Origin of the sequence: Dietzia sp. CW19, from assembly GCF_014145265.1 — a bacterium.
GTDB lineage: Bacteria > Actinomycetota > Actinomycetes > Mycobacteriales > Mycobacteriaceae > Dietzia > Dietzia natronolimnaea.
In genome coordinates, this window is record NZ_JAALEE010000511.1 from 1 (window position 1) to 1620 (window position 1620).

The following is a 1620-nucleotide window of genomic DNA, read 5'->3' on the forward strand; positions in this document are numbered from 1 at the left end:
CCACGCGCGATCGGGGATCTCGCCCCCGGGCAGGCAGCGGACCTCGTAGCGGAACAGGCGCGACCGCCCCAGCCAGCGCAGACCCACCGGGCCGGTCGCCACGACCCCGCTCGATCCGCTGAGCGGCCCCCAGGCCGGCGCCATCTCGACGACATGAGGGCCGCGCTCGGTGAAGACCTCCAGCGCGGCGTGGAACAGCGGCCGTCCGGGGCGGTGTTCGCGACGCGCGTGATACGACTCCCACCAGCGGCTCGTATGGATCGCGACGTGCCCACCGGCACCGACCGGCAGCCACCACAACTCCACCCCCGTGTCGCTCACACGGCCTCCCGCACAGCCCGCGCCGCGCTCAGGGACACCGGGAGATGCCCCAGGGCGAGTACGACGGCAGCCGCCGCGATCCACGGACTGCTCAGCCAGCCCGCGGCGGTGAGGAACACCATCACCGGCAGGATCGCCATCGGGGCGGGCACGCGGCGCCACCAGTACAGGGACTCGGCGTGGCGACCCGTCGCCAGATACCGGGCCCACAGGGCGTAGTAGGCGGCCAGCGCGGAGATCGCGGGAACACCCCACCACCAGACGATCGTGCCCGAGGCGCCCACCGCCGGAACCACCAGGCACAGGACCTGGCCGGCGCGCTCGGTCCAGCGCACCGGGCCGGGCACCGACGACCGCGGAAGCGGCTCCCGAGGGGGGAAACGCGCCAACAGGAGAGACGGGGCGAGCACCGCGAGGCTGAGGATCAGGCCTTCCGGGTGGAACTCCACGAGGAGATGCTAGCGCCGCGCCCCGACACATATCGGCGGTCATGGCGTCGTCCGGGCCGCCGACGTGGTGGTCAGGTCAGGTGGTCGTACTCGCCGTCGACCCACCTGGCGTACCGCTCGGCCGAGCGTTGGACGGCGGCGCCGGCGTCGCGGGGGACGCAGCCGCCGAAGTTCGCGTAGATCCGGTCGACGTGGTAGCGCGAGACGTGCTCGGCGATGCGCCGGACCACCGCGCCGGACAGGGGCATCCAGTTGGGGAACGAACGCATGAACGTGACCCAGCGCGGATCGGCGACGGTGCCGATGGTGTCGCCCGTGAACAGCACCCCCCGGCCGTCGCGCGCGGTCCAGTGGACCACCGCGCTGCCGGGGAAGTGGCCGCCGGGCTGTGAGGCCCGGACCCCCGGCAGGATCTCGATCTCCTCACCCGGGTGGCCGCCGCCCCACACCACGGTGTTGCGGGGCCGCAGACCGAGCCAGTGCTCGTCCGGTGCGGAGACGTAGACCGGGGCGTCGTCGAAGGCGGCCGACCACAGTGACTGGACCCCGTACATGTGCGGGTGGGAGGCGATGAGGGCGGAGATGCCACCCCATCCGCGCACCGCCGCGACGGCCTCCTCGCTGATGTGGTTCGGCGCCTCGACCATCATGTTCCCGTGGTCGGTGCGGATGAGCGCCGGCTTCTGCCCGATCCCGGGACAGTCCCGGTGGACCAGGTTGATCACGTCCGCCTCGCGCTCCATGAACTCGATGCGCGCGCCGCGCGCGGCCGACGCCTCGGGGTCGGTCCACCGCTGGCCGCCGGCGGGGACGAACTGGCGCTCATCGGCGCAGATCGGGCACACGTCGG

The 1620-nt window shown here is 73.1% G+C and carries 2 protein-coding genes and 1 pseudogene; all 3 read right to left on the reverse strand.

Translation table 11 applies throughout. From position 1 onward, the window contains the following. Positions 1–321: pseudogene (locus G6021_RS14600) on the reverse strand (hypothetical protein); the annotation flags it as partial. Beyond that, entirely contained in the window at positions 318–770 is a 453-nt protein-coding gene (locus tag G6021_RS14605; protein WP_182639203.1) for a hypothetical protein, read from the reverse strand. The pseudogene G6021_RS14600 and the gene G6021_RS14605, both read right to left, overlap by 4 nt. 71 nt (positions 771–841) lie before the next feature. After that, positions 842–1620, reverse strand: a 779-nt coding sequence (locus tag G6021_RS14610; RefSeq protein WP_182641593.1) for a hydrolase, incomplete at its 5' end; no start/stop codon positions are given.